This is a genomic window from Chryseobacterium sp. GM_Chr_2 (genome assembly GCF_026540445.1).
Classification (GTDB): Bacteria; Bacteroidota; Bacteroidia; order Flavobacteriales; family Weeksellaceae; genus Chryseobacterium.
In genome coordinates, this window is sequence record NZ_JALNUD010000003.1 from 184,956 (window position 1) to 201,049 (window position 16,094).

Sequence of the window (16,094 nt, forward strand, 5' to 3'; positions counted from 1 at the left end):
CTGTTCCAATTTTGAAGCAGTTTTTTTTATTTTCTCCCACAGATTTCACAGATGATTGCGCATATTTTTGTAAAAATTAAAATAAACATCTGTGAACATCTGTGAAATCTGTGGGGAAATAAATCACATTTCCAATTGTATAACTTTCTCGACCATTTTCTGATTTACACTTTCAGGAACTAATCTTATCATTAAATTTCGCAAACGAGTTCCTTTTTCCCATTGAGAAAATTTTCCTAGTTTCCAGCTTGTATTCACAACATGATTAACTTTTTTTCTTCTAATTTGCTGGAATTGTTCGAAAATCACATTAAAATCTTTATTTTTTTCTAGTAATTTCCCGATAACGTAAGCATCTTCAATTGCCTGACAAGCTCCTTGTCCCAAATTGGGAGTGGTTGCATGTGCTGCATCGCCGATTAAACAAAGATTTTCAGCATGCCATTTGGGAATAGGATCTAAGTCGATGATATCATTAAGAATAATATTTTCCTGTAGTGTGGAATCAATAATTTCAATAATTAATGGATGAAAACCGTAGAAATTTTCAGATAAACTATGATAGCGTTTATGTTTTCCTTTATTAATGACCGCATACCAATATATTTTTCTATCAGTCATTCTTACGAAGCCAAAACGTTTTCCTTTTCCCCATGTTTCGATTGCTTCCTGATGAAATTCTTCAGGCAGATCAAACTCAACCAATCCACGCCAACACATTTGCTGTGTATTACGAATTTTACCCGTTTTAAAAATTTGATTTCTAATTTTTGAATGAATTCCGTCTGCTCCAAAAATGATTTTACTTTTAACTTCGATTCCATTTTCAAAATTTAAAAGATAATTTTCCTGTTTCTGAATTTCGTTTAAAGAATGATTTAATTTGATGTTTTCAAAACTAATATTTTCAGCTAGAATCCTTTGTAGATCAGCTCTGTGAATGGCTACATTACAAGAATTGTATTTCTTTTCCAACTCAAGAACATTTGTTTTTGAAATAAGTTTAAGATTTTCATCAGTAATCGAAATTCCATGAATTTTATTTCCAGCTTTTTCAATTTTTGCTTTTAAGTCTAATGCATCAAAAATCTGCATCGCATTGATGGCCATCATAATTCCTGAACCTACGGGTTTTATTTCAGGTGCAGATTCGTAAATTGTAAAATCAAGATTATTTTGCTTTAAAATATTTCCCAATGTTAAACCTCCGATTCCTGCTCCGATGATTGAAATTGAATTCATTATTTTAAATTTTTCAGTTCGTTCAATAACTGATTTTGCTTTTTGATAAAACTTTCTAAACTATCTGTGTCCAATGGATGAGAATCCTGATAATTTTCAATTTCAGGAAGGGTTTTTTTGATTTTATATGCGTCATAAAATGAAGAAAGCTGTATAAAATTAAGGTTAATCTGTACTTTCAACTCATTCAATTTATTAAGTTTAACATCATATTTCTCGGAACTGTTCTTTAAAAGATTCAGAACTTCTTTTTGTAATGCCGAATCCCTAATATTTTTTGCTCTTCTTTCTGCATCAGCATAATAATCTTCAGATGATTTTATCACATTATCATAAAGATCTTTCATAATTCTGCTGTCATTTTGAATTGCCTGAAATCTTTTATCTAATTCTAAAAGTTTGGAATCATCCTTAATTTTTTCAGAATAAATTCCATCCATAATTGATTGCGATTTGCTTAATCTCTTTATTGGGAAGCTAGATTCAGTATTTTCAGCTGCTTTTTCTACAATATTTCTATCTGTGTTGTTATTTTCTTTACATGAAATTATCAATAAAAATAGAGCAGAAGAGAGAAGTATTTTTTTCATGGTTTATTTTATTATTGTGGAAATCCTTTACTTTTTTTAGATGTCAAATATAACAGTCAATTCGTTTTAATGAGTTGAAGATAATTCAAAATTAGTTACAAAAAAAGCGGAACCTGAAAATCAAGTTCCGCCTATACATTATTCGTTAAAATTATTTACCTAAATAAGATTTCAAAATCTTACTTCTGGTATTGTGTTTCAATCTCTTGATCGCTTTTTCTTTGATCTGACGAACTCTCTCTCTCGTAAGATCGAAAGTTTCACCGATTTCTTCAAGAGTCATCGGATGTTTTCCGTTCAATCCGAAGTATAATCTTACCAAATCAGCCTCTCTTGGAGTCAAAGTATTTAATGCTCTTTCGATCTCGATTTGTAGAGATTCAAGCATCAAATCTTTATCAGGGCTTGGAGATTCTCCGGAACGCAATACGTCATAAAGATTAGAATCTTCACCTTCTACCAAAGGCGCATCCATAGACAAGTGTCTACCGGAGTTTTTCATCGATTCTTTGATATCTTCCTCGCTCATGTCAAGAACTTCAGCCAATTCTTCCGGAGAAGGTGGTCTTTCATTTTCCTGCTCAAGGTGAGCGTAAGCTTTGTTGATTTTGTTGATGGAACCGATTTTGTTCAATGGTAATCTTACAATTCTCGACTGTTCAGCCAATGCCTGTAAAATTGATTGACGAATCCACCATACCGCGTAAGAGATAAATTTGAAACCTCTTGTTTCATCATACCTTTTTGCTGCTTTCATCAGTCCCAAGTTACCTTCATTAATTAAATCGGGTAAAGAAAGACCTTGATTTTGGTACTGTTTAGATACTGAAACTACAAAACGAAGGTTGGCTTTAATTAATTTCTCAAGTGCTGCTCTGTCGCCCGCACGTATTCTCTGTGCCAAATCTACTTCCTCGTCTGCTGTAATTAGTTCTACTTTACCAATTTCCTGCAAATACTTGTCTAATGAAGCAGTTTCCCTGTTGGTTACCTGCTTAGTGATTTTTAATTGTCTCATCTATTTTTTCCTCAAAAAAGAGTTTGTATATATTATACGTTTGAGAAAGTAAAAAGGTTACACTTAGTGCAATTATTTTTTATTTATTTAAATTAAATCTGAAAAAATAGTTGTAAATTATGGCTCTCACGCCACACAACAGTGATTTTTAAATTTTATCAGCTTAAATTAGTTTTTGAAAAAATCGTATTGAGACGAATTTTATCTGTAATATTTTCTCAGGAGCTTAATCCCGCTTTCCACTGTATCTTTTGGGTTACGGCTCCGCTTCGCTCCGCCGCAACCCAAAAGGATGTCGTTCCAATCGGGGCTATGGTGGAAGTTATCCCTTTAAACATTTAGAAAATATCCGCAAAGTTTTTCATCCAGTCAAAGATTTAAATGTAGAATTAGAAATAATTATATAAATCTTTGAGTTTAGATGCTTTCAGCATGACAAAATGCAAAGAAAATTATAACTCATTTCAAAAAACAAAAAAGCGAAACCCAAAGGCTCCGCTTGTATTATAGTAAGATGTGATTAACGATCAACTAAAAACCGTCAACCATTAACCAAATTAAAACAAATCATTCAACAATTTCGCCAGTCTCAGACCTCCATAAAGAAGCTGTCTTTCCAAAGTATCATTAAATTTATACTGATAGTCGTAAGATAATTTAGAATCATTTGGAGTCTGTGCGTAGATTTTATTCGCAATTTTGTGAGAATCGTACAACCAGTCTTCCAAAGTTCCTGTCTGGATTTGTTTTACTTCATCATTAGATTTAATATCCAATAATTTAGCATATTCAGTATAGCTGTATTTTTGAGAATCTACTAATTTTCCATCCCAAACTGAGTGTAAATTTGTTTTATCTCCAAAATAAGTAACGTTAATTTTGTTTCCACCTAAATCTTCAGATCTTCCTACATGTAAAGGTTGCGCCAAATCTCCCATAATATGAATAAGGAAAATCAATGCAATTTTTCTATCTTTTTCAGATGTTTTAGGATCTTTAATTTGGCTCGATAAAGTTTTAACCTGTGTATACAAACTCGGACCAGCCTGAGCTTCCAGATTTTTCTCAAAAGCTTTAAAATCAGTTTGAGGATCGATATTTACATAATGCCAAGCCGAAGCTTGCTTCCAAACGCCTGTAGTGTCCGATTTGATGAAATCCGGCCAGTTTGCCCAATAAGCAAGACGCTCTTTCCCCATAATTTTCTTGATCTCTCTTCTTGCCTTTCCGGAAAGGTGGTTTTCTGCAATCTCTGCAATAACTCTGTGTCCCGTTAATCCCCACGCATAAGAATAAAGTGAAGATGCCATGAATGCTAAAACCAGCACTTTAGAATAAATACTTTTCATGATAAAAATAACATTTTCTGGATGCAAAGATACAGTTAATTTAAGGTTTAGATTAATATCAAAATAAGGATTTATAAATTTAACTAAATATTAAAATTAGATTTAAATATATCATTTCATGAGTTTTAAGCCGAAGTTCATATCTAAATTTCCGTATTTTTACGGATATTGATGAAAATTATTCTTTTTAATGCTGATAAATTAGTATTTTTAGAATAAAATTAATTGAAAAAATATTTTTTTCAATCATTTGAGATATATTATTTTTACAAGCCCAAAATCACAGCAAACACTATGTATGAGAATAATATTGTAGACATGCATTACAATAAGCTGCAGACAGACTTCAAAGCTGAAGCTGTAGCCGTAAACCTTTTAAAGTACCATCGTGCGGTAAGCAATATATTCATTGAAAGAATTGGCATCAACGATCGTGCTTATTTAAAGGATATCAAAAGTATTTCCAGTAATTATCTAGGTTTTGATGAAGAAGTTTTTACGCTAGAAACGTATCGAGAAGGTATTTACGATTATCTTCCGGAAGGGCTTTTCCATCCGCCATCATTAGGAACATCGCGGAAAAATGTGGAAACGGTTGTTCGTGAAATCCGTAAACAGAAAAAAGTAGAAGAAGACGCAAGAAAGTTTTTCAAGCCGTTTGAACTAGAAATATTTTTCACCGAAATTAGCGCTTTGCTTAAAGAATTTGATTTTGATATTGCCAGCGATACCGATGCTTTGCTGGAAACGGTAAGTGAACTTTGGCCTTTGGTTGATATGCTGGATAAACAGAATGCCTATATTTTTATCCATATTTTACCTTTTTTTCATCAGATAAGAGGTGATAAAAGATGGTTTGAAAGATGTATGGGCGCTTTTTTACAGGTTCCTGTAGAAGTTACTTTCGCTCCGAATGTGATTGATAATATTGAAGAGGAAGACGATTCTATGTTATTGGGAAATTCAAGATTGGGAGTAACCTATATTCCAAGTGGAAGACACATGGACGGACAAAGAAATTGGGTCGTGAATATAGGGCCGATTCCGTATCATGAAATGAAAAAATATATTCACGGAAACCCGTTCAGAAAAGTTTTACAAACTTTATATGATTATTTTTTACCCGTAAGTGTAGATGTGGAGGAAAATTTCATCACCGAAAAGCAAGAATATTCATTTGCATTAGAAGATGATGAAAGAAACGCCAACCGCCTTGGATACTCTACATTTCTGTAAAATATTTTAGTATATTTACAATCACCAACAAAATATTAATTTGAAAAGAAACAAATGGAAATTTCTTCAGTAAAAGGAATCTTTTTTAGGTATATTTTAATGCCTTTATTTGCAGTAATCATGATGGTAATTTTAGGAATTATCAGAAGAAATAAGCCTGCCATTAAAATTAAAACCATTATCATCTATTTTCTGCTTTGCAGTTTATGTTTGGCTATTCCCGGAATTTTTGGTTTTGCCGGTAATCTTTTTAATCCTTATTGGTATCTCATTTCGCAGATTATTTACCTTATTTTGGGGATTATTCATGTTAATTTATTGCATCGGTTTTTCAGAAAACATATTGATTCTCTGGGAATGAGTATTTTGTTTGAATCGATCCTTTCCATAACCTGTATTGCTTTCGGAGGCTATCTTTTCTACCTTATTTTTGAATGGATGAGCAGAGGAATGGGATATCCGATCATGGCAGCAACAAGCATGCTGATTTTTCTGGTTCCGATGTTTTTTTACTATTGCTATATTCAGTTTATCAGCATTCCGTTTGATATTTACAAAACTTGGAGATATTCTCCGGATCAGAAATTGCCCGATTTTGAAGGGGCAGATTTCGACCGTTTAATGGTTTTGAATGTTGAATTAAGCAAAAACCTTGAAGATGCAAACCGATTCAGAATTAAAGCCAAAACATTACCGACAGGCGTTACGTTCGGAGATTGGTTTTACAGAGTGGTAGACGATTATAATCATAAAAACCCCAATTCGGTAATTCATCTGTCTGATCAGGAAAGAGAACCCTATTACTGGATTTTTTATACCAAAAAATCATTTTTCAGCTTTAGGAAATATATAGATTTCGACCAGGATATTTCAACAAACGGCATTTCAGAAAATGAAGTGGTGATTTGTAAAAGAGTGATCCAGCACGAAGAAGAAGGAGTAAGAAAACCATAAAATCACACAACAAAAAATATTTACTATGATACAGCCCATTAAACATTTTGCCATCAATTGGGTAGACGGGATGAAGGTTTCCCAGCGACACCTGAACGATCAGGATAATTTTTTAATTGATACCATCAGAGATTCTAATTCATTAGGAATTACCACATACAATTACGGACTTTTACCTATTTCGCAAGAGTTTACAGATCGAACCATTTTTGATGTTCATAATACTGCAACCAATGATGTTCAGCTCGTTATAAAGCATTGCAGCGCAGTTACTCTGGCAGGGTACAGAATTGAACTGAACGATAGGAGAGTGAGTGTAAAGTCTTTGGCTAAATCGATGCATGAAGAACAGGCCGACGGGGATTATTATATTTTAATTTCGGTCAATCCGTTTGATAAAGTGCCTTTCGGAGATATCGATCCTGAAGAAATTCCGCCACGTCATCCGAATGCTCAGCCCAATCATCATATTGAATTGCTTCCCGTAACTTCTCTGAACAGCAGTTATTCTGGAGGTAATTATCTGATTATCGGAAAAGTAGATTTAAAAGGCAATATTGCTCAGGTAGATTCAAATTTTATTCCGCCGTGTACTTCGATTCAGAGCCATCCGGCATTGCTTGATTATTACAATAATTTTGCTAAATCGATTGGAAATTTACAGCAATATGCATTTAAAATCATTCAGAAGGCTTCGCATAAGAATCAGAATACGGCTTTGGCACAAAACGTTAAGTTTTTGTGTAATACATTGGTGACGACTTTTGGAGATATGTATTTCCAGTTCAGAAATATTACGCCTTATCAACCGCCTGTATTTTTGATCGAATCTTTTGCCAAACTGGCACTTCGTTTATACAATTCCACTCAAGTTTTGGTTCCCGCAGAATTGGAAGAAATGTTAAATTATAGTTTAGAATGGAGCGAGATTGCACCTCATACGTTACTGAATCAGCTTTCTATTGTCGCTGAAACCAATTACGATCATCATAATTGTGGCGAGCCACTTTTATATATTCAGCAGATGTTGAGAAGTTTAGAAATCATTTTCTCTAAACTGAGCGAATTGGATTATATCGGTCAGCGAAAAGAAAATATCATTGTTAATGAACAGGAAGTTTCAAACAATAACAATCCTAAGAGAGGTTGGAGTGTTTTAGACTAAAAAATAATTTTTGAAAAATATAAATCCCGATACAAAATATTCGGGATTTTTTGTATAAAATTGTTCGATTAAATTTTAATGCAAAAATGAACTTAGATAAAATAAGACAAGACATCAGAGGGTTGGAAGACGGGAAAATATTTCTAAACAATGCGGGTTCTTCATTAATGCCGAAAGTTGTGGTCGATTCAATGATTGATTATTTACAGCAGGAAGAGCAAACAGGAGGATATATTGTTGCGGCAAAAAACGAAGCCCTTTTAGAAGAGTTTTATGAAGAAACAGCAAAACTGATCAATGCTAAATCTTCAAATATTGCTTTTGCAACAAGCGCTACGGATGCTTATGCAAAGGCTTTGTCGAGCATCATTTTCAACGAAGGAGATGTTATTATTACTACTGTTGATGATTATATTTCTAACCAAATCACATTTATTTCTCTTCAGAAAAAATTAAATGTAAAAATCGTCAGAACGAAAAATCTTTCAGATAATGAACTGGATTTGGAAGATCTTGAAAATTTAATTAAAAAACATCAACCTACATTAGTCGCTGTTACACATATTCCTACCAATTCCGGATTGATTCAGAATGTGGAAGCGGTCGGGAAAATCTGTAAGCAATATGATATTTTATATTTGGTTGATGCTTGCCAATCTGTTGGTCAGATATTGGTTGACGTCGAAAAAATAGGCTGTGATTTCCTTACAGCAACTGGCCGAAAATTTATGAGAGGTCCTAGAGGAACGGGATTTTTATATGTTTCAGACAAAGTTTTGGAGCAAAATTATGCCCCTTTATTATTGGATATGAGAGGTGCTCATTGGTCAGAATTTGATGATTATGAATTGTTTAAAACTGCAAAAAGATTTGAACATTGGGAAATATCTTACGCTTCACTGTTTGGTTTTACGCAGGCGATAAAGTATGCAAACCAAATTGGTTTAGAACACATTGAAAATTATAATAAAAATCTATCCGGAATATTAAGAAATAACCTTAAAGAAAGTGGTTTCCAGATTTGGGATCAGGGAAATCATTTAAGCAGTATTATTACTTTTTCTGGACCCGACGGAAATTTAGAAAACATCCAAAAAGTGTTGAAAGAAAATAATATATTCTTTTCGGTAACTAATAAAAATTCTGCGTTAATTGATTTTACCAATAAAAATATTAATGGAATCGTACGATTGTCTCCACATTATTTTAATACGATAGACGAGATTGAAAAAGTTTCCGAAATTTTGAAGAATAGTTTAAAATAATTTAGATTAAACCATTAAGATTTGATTAAGAGATTAAGGCTATGATTCCAACTTAATATTTTTAATTTCTAAATCTTAATGGTTAAAAATTCATTTTTTTACCAATATTTTTTCTGTCGCTTTTTTGCTTAAAACTTCCTGTTTTCCATCAACTTCCACCGTAATAGATTTGTCGAAGTTTTCTATTTTAACGATTGTAATTTTCTTATTCAGCAGTAAATTTCTTTCCGTTAAATAATTTAAAAAAGCATCATCAGACAGCGTGACAGAAGCAAAAATAACGGTTTCATTCATTTCACAGGAACTTAATTTTTGAAGATCCTGGGCAATAATATTTCCATCTTTATCAGGAATAGGTTCGCCATGAGGGTCAAATTTCGGATGATCAAGAATTTCATCCATCTTATCAAAGAAAATAGTGGAGTGCACGTGTTCCAGTTGTTCCGCAATTTCATGTACATTTTCCCAGCCGAAATTCATTTTTTTCACCAAAAACATCTCGGTTAATCGGTGTTTTCTTACAACCAAAGCTGCTTCTCGCCTTCCTTTTTCGGTGACAATCAGAGGTTTATAGGTTTCGTAAACCACCCAGCCTTTGTCTGCAAATTTCTTCATCATATTATTAACGCTCGGCATTTTTACGGATAAAAATTTACTGAGTTCGTTAATTGTTACCTTACTTTCATTGTCTACCAAATGAAACAGAGCCTTAAGATAGTTTTCTTCTGTTAATGTTGTTTTCAAAATGTTAGATGATTTTCATTACAAATCTAACAAAATAATATGAATTATCTGCTCTTGTTATTTTAAGTTTTTTTAATTTTACAGTATGAAATTTTCATTCAAAAACGACTATTCAGAAGGTTGTCATCCAAATGTTTTACAGGCACTTTTGCAGCACAATCTTGATCAGCAGGCAGGTTACGGAGAAGATGAATATTCTCTAAAGGCTAAAGATTTGATCAAAGAAAAAATGAAAAACCCTCATTCTGAAATTTATTTTGTTTCAGGCGGAACTCAGGCTAATTTAATTGTAATTTCTTCTATCTTAAGACCTTATCAATGTGCAATTTCTGCGGCTACCGGACATATTTTGAATAATGAGACTGGAGCTATTGAAGCAACCGGGCATAAAATTTTAGGGATAGAAAAAGAAGACGGAAAACTAACTCCCGACGATATTATTCCCGTTTTGGAAAATCATCGAAATGTTCCTCATCAGGTAATGCCTAAACTGGTCTATATTTCTAATTCTACGGAGTTGGGAACAATTTATACTTTGAAAGAATTAGAAAAACTTTCTGCTTTTTGTAAAGAAAATAAGTTGTATTTATTTATGGATGGCGCGAGATTGGGACATGGTTTAAAGGCAGAAATCAGCGATCTTACCTTAGAAAAAGTAGCAGAACTTACGGATGTTTTCTATTTAGGCGGAACGAAAAACGGAGCATTGATCGGAGAAGCAATTATCATTAATAATCAGGTACTTCAACAGGATTTTGCTTTTAATATCAAACAAAAGGGAGCGCTTTTGGCAAAAGGAAGATTACTAGGAATTCAATTTTTAGAATTGATGAAAAATGATCTTTACTTCGATCTAGCAAAACATGCAAATCAGCAGGCCATGAAAATTAAAAATGCAATGAGGGAAAAAGGAATTCAGTTTCTTTCCGATACGTATACCAACCAGATTTTTCCGATTTTAAGTAATGATTTAATTCAAAAATTATCCGAAAAATTTGAATTTTATATTTGGAAAAAAATAGATTCAGAATTTTCAGCTATTCGTTTAATAACTTCCTGGAATACAGGTGATGAACCTATTAATGATTTTATTGAAATTATTAAAAATGAATTATAATAAATTAAAAAACAGCCTAAAAATAGGCTGTTTTTCTTTTTGAATATTTTAATTTTCCTGAAGAATTTTCTTAATTCCTTCAATCACTTCATTTTCAAATTTCTTTATTTTTTCCTTCTTCATGTACATATAAAGTCCAACCGGAAAACAAAAGATGAGATAAAGAATAGCAGAGTTCAGAGCGGTCTCTGTGCTCACTTTGCCAATTTCGGGAACTGTATTTAATTTCACATTTCCTGTTAAGGTAAATCCGCTGGTACGAACTTGAAGCGCGCCAAAGCTTGTTTGAATTTTATACTGTGGAAATGTTTTCCTTAGTTCTTCGATAAATTCATTCTTTGAAAATGGTTTAAAATTTAAAATTTGCATAGTTCTTAATAATATTTGTTATTGATAAGTGTGGAAACCTATTGCAACAAATATCATGCAAAATATATCTATATTTAGAGAATAATTTAAATTTTATTTTAATGCTTTTGCAACTATTTTGCAATCAGCTGATTTTAAATTATTTCCTCCGGCATATCTTATCTTTTTCTCGCTCACATATTTCGTTCCTGTTTCAGTATCTCTTTGTCCGATTCCTTCAACCAAACCGTCTTTTGTCTGAAGAAAATAGATGTCATTTTTATTTCCTGTAGTTCCTTCTGCTGCAAATTCGTAACTCAACTTGAGCGTATCGCCAGATTTAAATCCTGACAAATCGCCCTTATTGCTGTCTTTTTCACTATTTTTTGTTGCCATTTTTCCTGTAATTGTTCCTAGATTATCATCAATACTTACAAAAACAGTATCTTTTCCGGTTACTCCCATATAGCAGAAAGATTTTGCACCTAATGTATCAACCACTTTTTCAGTGGTTTCGCTGGTATCTGTGGATGGTGTTTCAGCCACTGGGACTTCCGGTTTTTTATTGCAGTTAAGCAATAACACAGAAAAAGAACTTAATAAGATCAGTTTTTTCATATCTAATTGTTATGTTAAATCATATTTCATTTGCTAAAATAATGAATGTATTTATATATGAAGATAAATTAATGTAAATAAAAATAATTTTTAAAATAAAATAAATTGTGACTTTAAATTTTAAAGAAAAAGTTTGTTTTTTAATAAAATTTTCTAATCGCTGAGAATCGCTTAAAAAATTTCTCCCCGAATATTTTCCAGTACAGCGGAAAAATAAAATGGGCATGAAAAATGATGGTAAGTAGTAAAAAGAGCAATTATGAAAAGAATATTGAAAGTTAGTGTTTTCATCCTTCTAATTTTAGGATTAAATTTTTCTAAAGCGCAAACTCCACAAAATTACATTTACACTTCATCCGGAGATTTGCAAAAAATAGAAAAGATGATCACAAGAAAAGATATTGGCGGAGTACAAATTGTTTACAACTGGCGAGCATTGGAAACCGCGAAAGATGTTTATGATTTTTCAAGAATTGAAAAAGATTTAGAATATTTAACTAAACTTAATAGAAAATTATTCATTCAACTACAAGATCGGTTTTTTGAACCAAAAGCGAGATATCTTCCTGACTATATATTAAATGATAAAGAATATGGAGGAGGACTGGTTGCCCAATATGATAATCCTGGAGAAAATAAACCAATCGGAAATGGTTGGGTAACAATACAATGGAATTCTGCTGTTCGACAAAGATATCAAAAATTAATAGGAGAGTTGGCAAAAAAGTTTGACGGGAAAATTCAAGGAATTAATTTACCAGAAACTGCAATTGATATTGACATGAAGCGAGACAAGACAGGTTTTAGCTGTGATAAATATTTTCAGGCTGAACTTGATAATTTGAAGTTTGCAAGAAATGCTTTTAAAAAATCTTATGTTTTACAATATGTGAATTTTTTTCCATGTGAATGGGAAAATGATCATCAATATATGTCAAGATTATTTGATTTTGCGAACAAAAATAATGTCGGATTAGGAGGGCCCGATATTGTTCCAAATAAAAATGCTCAGATGAAAAACTCTTATCCTTTCTTTAATAAATATAAAGGAAAATTATCTTTGGTAGCAATGGCCGTTCAGGAGCCAACTTTAACTTATAAAAATCCAAAAACGAAAATGCCTTTCACAAAAGAAGAATTTGTAAATTATGCTGAAAACTATCTTGGAGTTAACATCATATTTTGGAGTGTAGAATCTCCCTGGTTGAAAAATACTAAATAGAAGAAAAGTGAGTTACGAGTTTTTTTCGTAACTCCACATTTATAGTTTATAACTTTTTACACTTTCAAACATCCACGAAAACCGCGTGCTGCATAATAAGAATCAGCGCCATTGTGATAAGTGAAAACGGTATTGTAACGACGATCACAGAAAATTGCCCCACCTAATTCTCGGATATTTTCTGGAGTTTTTATCCAACTTGATGTTTTTAAATCAAACTTTCCTAATTCCTGAAGTCGGCGGTATTGTTCTTCATTTAAAATTTCAATGCCCATTTCAGATGCTTTGTCGATGGCATTACTTTCCGGTTTATTTGCCTTTCTGGCTTCCCATGCGGGATAATCGTAACATAAACTTCTACGTTTCGGACTTTCTGGAGAACAGTCGAAGAACAAATATTCATCTGTTTTTTTATCATGGGCTACAATATCAGGTTCGCCTTCGGTTTCTTCCATTTGAAATAATGACCAAAGTTTTTCCGGATTGTTTTCTAATTTTGATTGAATTTTTTTCCAATCTAAGTCTTTATGGCGATTTATATTTTTTTCAAAACGAGTTTTTAAAATTTTTAAAAGTTCTTCGGTTTGCTCTGAAGTTAGTTTCTTTTTCATAATGAATTTTGCAGAATGCTTGGAAGTAAATTTAATAATTTTCTATATATAAAAGTTTCCACAGATTCAAAATTTATAAGAATCTGTGGAATTTTTTATTTCTTTCTAATTGAAATCAAAGTCTGTAAAATAACAGAAGCTATTATAAATGAGAGCCCTATATAAAATGAAATATTTACTTCTTTACTTTCATTAAAGAATAAAAATGCCATAATAATCGCATAAATCGGTTCCAGATTAAATGTTAAATTTACAGTAAATGCCGGAATTTTTTTTAGTACTTCAGCGAATATAACATAAAGACCCACCGTGCAAAACGATGCCAGAAAAATTAAATAGCCAATATCTTTCACACTCGGAATAACAGTCTGAACAGGGAAGAAGTAAAGGTAAATCGGCATGAAAAGCCCAAGAACAATTGTTCCAGCGATCATTTGATAATAATTGATGACTTTAGAATCGAAATGTTGAACCAAACGGTTATTATAAATTGTGTACAATGCTCCCAACGCTGATGAAATAATTCCTAAACCGATTCCTAATTGATAAAAAGCATCAAAATGAAAAATCAAACTGATTCCTAAAAGGGTCAGTGCACTAAGAAATAATTCTGAAATTTTAAATTTTTCTTTGTCAATTAAAGGTTTAAATATTGCGGTAAAAAAACTGGTCAGGCAATAACAAACTACACCGATGGAAATATTTGAATATTTGATGCTTGCGTAAAAAAAGATCCAATGTAAGGTAATTAATAATCCAACTTTTGAAATTTGAATTTTTTCCTGAGTTGAAATTTTTGCTGAAATTTTCAACAATTTCAAAATAATAAATAAAATAATTGAAGAAAATAAAAGTCGGTACCAAACCAAAAGACCTTCATTAAGAGAAATCAGTTTTCCGAATACGCCCGTGAATCCGGCCAAGATCACGGCCAGATGCAATAATAAATATGATTTTTTCATTAGAAAATGAACTGTTTGTAAAAGTGAATAATTAATATTTTAGACTAATTTGAAGCGTAAAATATCTATTGACTAGAATTATTCTATCAACAAAAATACTTCAAATTGAACTTGAAAATATTAGATCACTGGAGGAGGCAAACAGCTTATACTATTCATATTTATTTTTTGAATATGACAAAAGTATGAAAAATTAAAATAAAAAATACCGCCTCAACTATTGAGGCGGCATTTTCTTTATGCATTCTGCTTTATTCTTTTTGCAGACATATTTAAAAATCGTTTGACGAGCATCACTGCAGAAACTGTTAATCCTAATCCTAGCGCAATCCACATTCCGAAAGCTCCCATTTTCAAGGTTACACAAAGGAAATAACCTAATGGAATTGTGATTATCCAATACGCGATAAAGGTATAAATAGAAGGGATTTTTACATCCTGCAAACCTCTCAGCATTCCCAAGGCTGTTACCTGAATTCCGTCTGAAAGCTGGAATAAAGCAGCGATAATCATTAACTTTGAAGCTAATGTAATTACTTCTACTTCCTCTTTTTTAGTAAAGAAAGTCGGAAGGATATTTCTTCCTAAAATAAATATGATACCACAAATACACATGAAAATGAATGCAATTTTCAAGTTGTTGATTCCTATTTGTCTTAGTTCGATGAAGTTTTGTTCGCCTAGTTTTCTTCCGATCATTACAGTTGATGCCACACTGAAACCAATACATAAATTAAAGGTGAATGAAGCCATACTCAACGCTATCTGGTGAGAAGCAATATCGTGCGCGGAAATTAAACCACAGATGAAAGCGGCTCCTGCAAATGCGGTTACTTCAAAGAACATCTGTAAAGCAGTTGGTAATCCCAATCTCAGCATTTTATCAAACATTTTTTTTGAAAAAACTTCCATTTTTAGAGAAAAATCTTTGATGTACTGCTTTGTTTTTTTTTCATTTAATAAAACAAAATATAGGAATATCACCATGAAAACTCTAGAAATCAAACTCGCCAAGGCAGAACCTTTTACACCCATTTCAGGGAAGATCCAAAGTCCTTTGATAAACACATAGTTTAAAACAATGTTGATGACATTCGCAATAATGGTTGCTTTTGTAACCCCGATCGTATACGATAATCCTTCGGAAACTTCTCGCAACGTCTGAAATGCCATGAAAGGCACTATGCTAATCAACATAATAGTTAGGAAATCTACTGTATCCGGGATGATCTTTGCCGGCTGCCCGGAATGATAGAGTAGTGGAATTGCCAATAATAATAACCCCATCAGTAAAATCCCGACCGACATATTGATGATAAATCCGTGGCCGAAAACAGAGTTAATCGTTTTATGATCATTCTGAGAGTGCGCCTGAGAAACCAATGGCGGAATGGCAAAAGAGAATCCCAATGCCAATACAAACACGGAGAAAAACACCGCGTTCCCCAACGAAACAGACGCCAGCGCATCTGCACCTAATAATTGTCCGACAATAATATTGTCGAATAAATTCACCGAGACTTGCCCCACCTGTGTTAACATCACAGGAAGAGCCAAAGTAAGGCATTCTTTTGTATATTTTTTATTTAAAAAGTTCATAATCGTTTATTCATATATAGTTTAGATCAAAAAAAAATTTGCAGTAATGTTACT

Annotated in this window: 17 protein-coding genes; 7 read left to right on the forward strand and 10 right to left on the reverse strand. The window is 32.5% G+C overall.

Annotation, left to right across the window (positions count from 1 at the left end):
• Positions 1-123: 123 nt before the first annotated feature.
• From OXQ85_RS06395 to OXQ85_RS06405, 3 genes are all read right to left on the reverse strand, one after another.
• Positions 124-1,242, reverse strand: a complete 1,119-nt coding sequence (locus OXQ85_RS06395) for an FAD-dependent monooxygenase (protein ID WP_267402988.1) — start codon at positions 1,240-1,242, stop codon at positions 124-126.
• Positions 1,242-1,832 carry a hypothetical protein gene (locus tag OXQ85_RS06400; RefSeq protein ID WP_267402989.1) on the reverse strand — a complete coding sequence of 197 codons (591 nt, stop codon included), beginning with the start codon at positions 1,830-1,832 and terminating at the stop codon, positions 1,242-1,244. Before OXQ85_RS06400 ends, OXQ85_RS06395 begins: the two co-directional genes overlap by 1 nt.
• A 151-nt stretch (positions 1,833-1,983) precedes the next feature.
• Positions 1,984-2,850 carry an RNA polymerase sigma factor RpoD/SigA gene (locus OXQ85_RS06405; protein ID WP_027385416.1) on the reverse strand — a complete coding sequence of 289 codons (867 nt, stop codon included), beginning with the start codon at positions 2,848-2,850 and terminating at the stop codon, positions 1,984-1,986.
• A 189-nt stretch (positions 2,851-3,039) separates the two neighbouring features.
• Between OXQ85_RS06405 and OXQ85_RS06410 the strand changes: the two genes are divergently transcribed.
• A complete protein-coding gene (locus tag OXQ85_RS06410; protein ID WP_267402990.1) occupies positions 3,040-3,192 on the forward strand; it encodes a hypothetical protein in 153 nt (50 codons plus the stop codon).
• A gap of 215 nt (positions 3,193-3,407) precedes the next feature.
• Here the strand turns inward: OXQ85_RS06410 and OXQ85_RS06415 are convergent, their stop codons facing one another.
• Positions 3,408-4,199 (reverse strand): S1/P1 nuclease, encoded by a 792-nt coding sequence (locus tag OXQ85_RS06415; RefSeq protein WP_267402991.1) that lies wholly within the window; start codon positions 4,197-4,199, stop codon positions 3,408-3,410.
• A gap of 294 nt (positions 4,200-4,493) precedes the next feature.
• On the opposite strand from OXQ85_RS06415, the gene OXQ85_RS06420 reads away from it, so the two are divergent.
• The 4 genes from OXQ85_RS06420 (at position 4,494) to OXQ85_RS06435 (ending at position 8,819) form a co-directional block, all read left to right on the forward strand.
• Positions 4,494-5,435: a type VI secretion system baseplate subunit TssG gene (locus tag OXQ85_RS06420; RefSeq protein WP_267402992.1), complete on the forward strand. Its 942-nt coding sequence runs from the start codon at positions 4,494-4,496 to the stop codon at positions 5,433-5,435.
• 54 nt (positions 5,436-5,489) lie between these two features.
• Positions 5,490-6,389, forward strand: coding sequence for a TssN family type VI secretion system protein (locus OXQ85_RS06425; RefSeq protein WP_267402993.1), 900 nt, complete (start codon positions 5,490-5,492; stop codon positions 6,387-6,389).
• Between the two features lie 25 nt (positions 6,390-6,414).
• Positions 6,415-7,554, forward strand: coding sequence for a hypothetical protein (locus tag OXQ85_RS06430; protein WP_267402994.1), 1,140 nt, complete (start codon positions 6,415-6,417; stop codon positions 7,552-7,554).
• Positions 7,555-7,640: 86 nt separating this feature from the next.
• Positions 7,641-8,819 carry an aminotransferase class V-fold PLP-dependent enzyme gene (locus OXQ85_RS06435; RefSeq protein WP_267402995.1) on the forward strand — a complete coding sequence of 393 codons (1,179 nt, stop codon included), beginning with the start codon at positions 7,641-7,643 and terminating at the stop codon, positions 8,817-8,819.
• Between the two features lie 90 nt (positions 8,820-8,909).
• Here the strand turns inward: OXQ85_RS06435 and OXQ85_RS06440 are convergent, their stop codons facing one another.
• Positions 8,910-9,563, reverse strand: a complete 654-nt coding sequence (locus tag OXQ85_RS06440; RefSeq protein WP_267402996.1) for a metal-dependent transcriptional regulator — start codon at positions 9,561-9,563, stop codon at positions 8,910-8,912.
• Between the two features lie 85 nt (positions 9,564-9,648).
• Here OXQ85_RS06440 and OXQ85_RS06445 point away from each other — a divergent pair, with 85 nt between their 5' ends.
• Positions 9,649-10,680, forward strand: a complete 1,032-nt coding sequence (locus OXQ85_RS06445; RefSeq protein WP_267402997.1) for an aminotransferase class I/II-fold pyridoxal phosphate-dependent enzyme — start codon at positions 9,649-9,651, stop codon at positions 10,678-10,680.
• Between the two features lie 48 nt (positions 10,681-10,728).
• Here OXQ85_RS06445 and OXQ85_RS06450 read toward each other — a convergent pair whose 3' ends face one another.
• Positions 10,729-11,049 carry a hypothetical protein gene (locus OXQ85_RS06450; protein ID WP_267402998.1) on the reverse strand — a complete coding sequence of 107 codons (321 nt, stop codon included), beginning with the start codon at positions 11,047-11,049 and terminating at the stop codon, positions 10,729-10,731.
• A gap of 93 nt (positions 11,050-11,142) precedes the next feature.
• A complete protein-coding gene (locus OXQ85_RS06455; RefSeq protein ID WP_267402999.1) occupies positions 11,143-11,646 on the reverse strand; it encodes a hypothetical protein in 504 nt (167 codons plus the stop codon).
• 259 nt (positions 11,647-11,905) lie between these two features.
• Here OXQ85_RS06455 and OXQ85_RS06460 point away from each other — a divergent pair, with 259 nt between their 5' ends.
• Complete coding sequence (locus tag OXQ85_RS06460) at positions 11,906-12,868, forward strand: hypothetical protein (RefSeq protein ID WP_267403000.1); 963 nt, start codon at positions 11,906-11,908, stop codon at positions 12,866-12,868.
• A 56-nt stretch (positions 12,869-12,924) separates the two neighbouring features.
• On the opposite strand, the gene OXQ85_RS06465 is transcribed toward OXQ85_RS06460, so the two are convergent.
• The 3 genes from OXQ85_RS06465 to OXQ85_RS06475 form a co-directional block, all read right to left on the reverse strand.
• Positions 12,925-13,479, reverse strand: coding sequence for a DUF4256 domain-containing protein (locus OXQ85_RS06465; RefSeq protein WP_267403001.1), 555 nt, complete (start codon positions 13,477-13,479; stop codon positions 12,925-12,927).
• Between the two features lie 95 nt (positions 13,480-13,574).
• A complete protein-coding gene (locus OXQ85_RS06470) occupies positions 13,575-14,441 on the reverse strand; it encodes a DMT family transporter (RefSeq protein WP_267403002.1) in 867 nt (288 codons plus the stop codon).
• 237 nt (positions 14,442-14,678) lie between these two features.
• A complete protein-coding gene (locus OXQ85_RS06475; protein ID WP_267403003.1) occupies positions 14,679-16,040 on the reverse strand; it encodes an MATE family efflux transporter in 1,362 nt (453 codons plus the stop codon).
• Positions 16,041-16,094: the final 54 nt, after the last annotated feature.

What these genes read in the sequence shown, in the direction of transcription:
- OXQ85_RS06435 (WP_267402995.1), top strand. Translation starts at nt 7,641, where the DNA reads ATGAACTTAGATAAAATAAGACAAGACATCAGAGGGTTGGAAGACGGG.
- OXQ85_RS06465 (WP_267403001.1), bottom strand. Translation starts at nt 13,479, where the DNA reads ATGAAAAAGAAACTAACTTCAGAGCAAACCGAAGAACTTTTAAAAATT.
- OXQ85_RS06470 (WP_267403002.1), bottom strand. Translation starts at nt 14,441, where the DNA reads ATGAAAAAATCATATTTATTATTGCATCTGGCCGTGATCTTGGCCGGA.
- OXQ85_RS06445 (WP_267402997.1), top strand. Translation starts at nt 9,649, where the DNA reads ATGAAATTTTCATTCAAAAACGACTATTCAGAAGGTTGTCATCCAAAT.
- OXQ85_RS06450 (WP_267402998.1), bottom strand. Translation starts at nt 11,049, where the DNA reads ATGCAAATTTTAAATTTTAAACCATTTTCAAAGAATGAATTTATCGAA.
- OXQ85_RS06425 (WP_267402993.1), top strand. Translation starts at nt 5,490, where the DNA reads ATGGAAATTTCTTCAGTAAAAGGAATCTTTTTTAGGTATATTTTAATG.
- OXQ85_RS06455 (WP_267402999.1), bottom strand. Translation starts at nt 11,646, where the DNA reads ATGAAAAAACTGATCTTATTAAGTTCTTTTTCTGTGTTATTGCTTAAC.
- OXQ85_RS06460 (WP_267403000.1), top strand. Translation starts at nt 11,906, where the DNA reads ATGAAAAGAATATTGAAAGTTAGTGTTTTCATCCTTCTAATTTTAGGA.
- OXQ85_RS06475 (WP_267403003.1), bottom strand. Translation starts at nt 16,040, where the DNA reads ATGAACTTTTTAAATAAAAAATATACAAAAGAATGCCTTACTTTGGCT.
- OXQ85_RS06415 (WP_267402991.1), bottom strand. Translation starts at nt 4,199, where the DNA reads ATGAAAAGTATTTATTCTAAAGTGCTGGTTTTAGCATTCATGGCATCT.
- OXQ85_RS06420 (WP_267402992.1), top strand. Translation starts at nt 4,494, where the DNA reads ATGTATGAGAATAATATTGTAGACATGCATTACAATAAGCTGCAGACA.
- OXQ85_RS06400 (WP_267402989.1), bottom strand. Translation starts at nt 1,832, where the DNA reads ATGAAAAAAATACTTCTCTCTTCTGCTCTATTTTTATTGATAATTTCA.
- OXQ85_RS06395 (WP_267402988.1), bottom strand. Translation starts at nt 1,242, where the DNA reads ATGAATTCAATTTCAATCATCGGAGCAGGAATCGGAGGTTTAACATTG.
- OXQ85_RS06430 (WP_267402994.1), top strand. Translation starts at nt 6,415, where the DNA reads ATGATACAGCCCATTAAACATTTTGCCATCAATTGGGTAGACGGGATG.
- OXQ85_RS06405 (WP_027385416.1), bottom strand. Translation starts at nt 2,850, where the DNA reads ATGAGACAATTAAAAATCACTAAGCAGGTAACCAACAGGGAAACTGCT.